The organism is Phenylobacterium sp. (assembly GCF_037138395.1).
GTDB lineage: Bacteria > Pseudomonadota > Alphaproteobacteria > Caulobacterales > Caulobacteraceae > Phenylobacterium.
Genome location: NZ_JBAXIM010000218.1, coordinates 1 through 2,948, shown reverse-complemented (window position 1 = coordinate 2,948; position 2,948 = coordinate 1). Strand labels below are relative to the sequence as shown.

Below are 2,948 nucleotides of genomic sequence, written 5' to 3'. Positions count from 1 at the left end.
GCCGGAGATGTCCGGGTCGACCACGTCGCCATCGCCTCCAGGGGCGGGCCAGGCGCCCTGGTCTTCGTGACGGCTCCAGCCTTCCTGCAGGCTATGGCCGAGGCGCCGCCGACCGCGTGTTTTGTTCCCGAAGCCCTGGCGACAAGTCTGCCGCCGGGCTGCACGCCGCTTGTCCATCGCAACCCCCAAGGTGCCTACGCGGTCGTGGCTGCGGCGCTTCATCCGCCAAGGCGGCATTTGGGTGCGGCTGCCATTTCGCCGGGCGCGCGTCTGGAGTCGGGGGCCGTCCTGGGGCCGGGCGTGGCGGTGGGGCAGGGCGCTTCCATCGGATCTGGCACGGTGATCGGCCCCAACACCGTCATTGGACCCGGCGTCGCCATCGGGCGCGACTGCCGGATCGGGGCCAATGTCTCGATCGGCTTCGCCCTCATCGGCGACCGCGTGAAGATCCTGGCCGGAGCCGTGATCGGCGAGCCCGGCTTTGGGGCCACGGCGGGATCCGCCGGCATCATCGATATTCCCCAGCTGGGCCGGGTCATCCTTCAGGATGGCGTGACGATCGGAGCCTGCACCACCGTTGACCGGGGCGCCTACGAGGACACCGTCATCGGCGAGAATACCAAGGTCGATAACCTGGTGCAGATCGCCCACAATGTCCGCATCGGCCGGAACTGCGTCATCGCGGGCCAGGCTGGCATCTCCGGGAGTGTGACCATCGGGGATGGCTGCCAGTTTGGCGGCCAGGCCGGCATTGCTGATCATGTCACCATCGGGGATGGCGCGCGCATTGGCGCTTCGGGGGGCGTCCTTCGCGACGTTCCCGCAGGCGAGACCTGGGGCGGCTTCCCGGCCCAGCCTGTCCGCAAATGGCTGCGCGAGGTGGCCTGGGTTTCCCGGTCCTCCGGTCAGCGCAGGAAGGGAGTGGAGTCATGACTGACGAGACCGCCGGCGAGGCCATCGATATCAACGAGATCCTGGCGCGCATTCCGCACCGCTATCCCTTCCTCCTGGTCGACCGGGCGGAGGACTATGTCTCGGGCCAGTCCATTGTGGGGATCAAGGCGGTCAGCATCAACGAGGGCTTCTTCCAGGGGCACTTCCCGGACTATCCGGTCATGCCCGGCGTTCTCATTGTCGAGGCCCTGGCCCAGACCGGCGGGGTCCTGATGTCCAAGACCCTCGACGTCGACCCGCGCGGCAAGACCATCCTCTTCGCCTCCCTGGACAACTGCCGTTTCCGGCACCCTGTCCGGCCAGGCGACCTCCTGAAACTCAATGTGCGGGTCGCCAGGGCCCGGGGCGGGCTCTTCAAGTTCGAGGGGCGCGCCATGGTTGGCGACAAGGTCGCCGCCGAGGCGGAATTCGCCGCCATGCTGGTGGAGACGCCTCAATGACCGTGGACATTCACCCGACCGCCATTGTCGCGCCCGGCGCCCAGCTGGACGAGGGGGTCAGCGTCGGGCCGTTCAGCCTGATCGGCGAGCACGCCCGTATCGGCGCCCGGACCCGGGTTCTCGCCCATGTGGTCATCGAGAACCACACGACCATCGGTGCGGACTGCCTGGTGCGGAACTTCTCGAACCTGGGTGGTCCGCCCCACCACACGGGTTACCGGGGCGAGCCGACCGAGCTGGTGATCGGCGACCGGAACCAGATGTGGGAGCACGTGACCATGCACATTGGCACGGCCAATGGCGGTGGGGTCACCCAGGTCGGTCATGACGGCATGTTCATGGCGACCAGCCATGTGGGGCATGATTGCAAGGTCGGCGACAATGTCATCCTGGCCCACTCCGCCACCCTGGGAGGGCATGTGGAGATCGGCGACCACGTCATGGTGTCGGGTCTCGCCGCCGTTCACCAGCACTGCCGGGTGGGCCGCTTCGCCTTCATTGGCGGCCTCGCGGCCGTGACCAAGGACGTCATCCCCTATGGCCTGGTGTGGGGTAACCACGCCCACCTCGAGGGCCTCAACCTGGTCGGGCTGAGGCGCCGGGACTTCAGCCGCGAGACCATCGGTCACTTGAGGGCCGCCTACCGGCTCCTCTTCGCCCGGGAAGGCAGCTTCCAGGAGCGGATCGAGGATGCCCTCACCCTCTACGGACACAGCGCCCCCGTGATGGAGGTGATCGACTTCATCCGAGCCGATGAGGCCAATCGTCCCATCTGCCTTCCCGCCCGGGAGGACTAGTCGAGGTGCCGGGACGCCTGGGCCTCATCGCGGGCGGGGGTGACCTGCCCCTGCAGATCGCCCGTCACTGCCAGGAGGCCGGCCGGCCCCTCTTTGTGGTGCGCCTGCGAGGCTTCGCCGATGCCGCCATGGAGGCCTTCCCCGGGGCCGAGGTGGGACTGGCAGAAATTGGGCGCTGTATCCGGGTCCTCAAGCAGGCCGAATGCGACTCTGTCTGCCTGGCCGGGAATGTCGCCCGCCCCGACTTTTCCGCCCTCAAGCCCGATCTGCGGGGGGGGGCCATGCTGCCGCGCCTGATCCTGGAAGCCCGGAAAGGCGATGACGCCCTCTTGAGAGCCGTCCTGGAGGCGTTCCGCAAGGAAGGTTTCGCCATCGAGGGTGCCCATGAGGCCCGTAGCGACCTGCTCCTCGGCGCAGGTCCCCTGGGTCGCTGGAGTCCTGACGCCGCCCATCAGGCTGACCTTCAGCGGGCCTTTGAGATTGCCCGGCGGATCGGGGAGCTCGACATCGGGCAGGGGGCGGTGGTCTGCGACGGCCTGGTCCTTGCCGTCGAGGCCCAGGAAGGCACAGACGCCATGCTGCGGCGGGTCGCGGACGATGTGGCGCCGGCCCTCCGGGGCCGGGAGGGTGCCCGCAGGGGCGTTCTCGCCAAGGCGCCCAAGCCGATCCAGGACACCCGGGTTGATCTCCCGACCCTGGGGCCCGCTACGGTCCGGGGTGCCGCGCGTGCGGGCCTGGCGGGCATTGGCGGGGAGGC

4 protein-coding genes are annotated in these 2,948 nt (G+C 68.7%); all 4 read left to right on the top strand.

The window, feature by feature from the left end:
- Nucleotides 1-933: UDP-3-O-(3-hydroxymyristoyl)glucosamine N-acyltransferase (lpxD, locus tag WCJ52_RS12455; RefSeq protein ID WP_336903626.1), on the top strand; the 933-nt coding region annotated here is incomplete at its 5' end.
- Nucleotides 930-1,394: a 3-hydroxyacyl-ACP dehydratase FabZ gene (gene fabZ / locus WCJ52_RS12450; RefSeq protein ID WP_336903625.1), complete on the top strand. Its 465-nt coding sequence runs from the start codon at nt 930-932 to the stop codon at nt 1,392-1,394. The genes lpxD and fabZ, both read left to right, overlap by 4 nt.
- Before the next feature lie 2 nt (nt 1,395-1,396).
- The gene (gene lpxA / locus WCJ52_RS12445; protein ID WP_336903627.1) at nt 1,397-2,191 is read left to right on the top strand and encodes an acyl-ACP--UDP-N-acetylglucosamine O-acyltransferase; all 795 of its coding nucleotides are present in this window, start codon (nt 1,397-1,399) and stop codon (nt 2,189-2,191) included.
- A 5-nt stretch (nt 2,192-2,196) separates the two neighbouring features.
- The coding region (gene lpxI / locus WCJ52_RS12440) for a UDP-2,3-diacylglucosamine diphosphatase LpxI (protein WP_336903624.1) at nt 2,197-2,948 on the top strand (752 nt) is incomplete at its 3' end.

What these genes read in the sequence shown, in the direction of transcription:
- fabZ (WP_336903625.1), top strand. Translation starts at nt 930, where the DNA reads ATGACTGACGAGACCGCCGGCGAGGCCATCGATATCAACGAGATCCTG.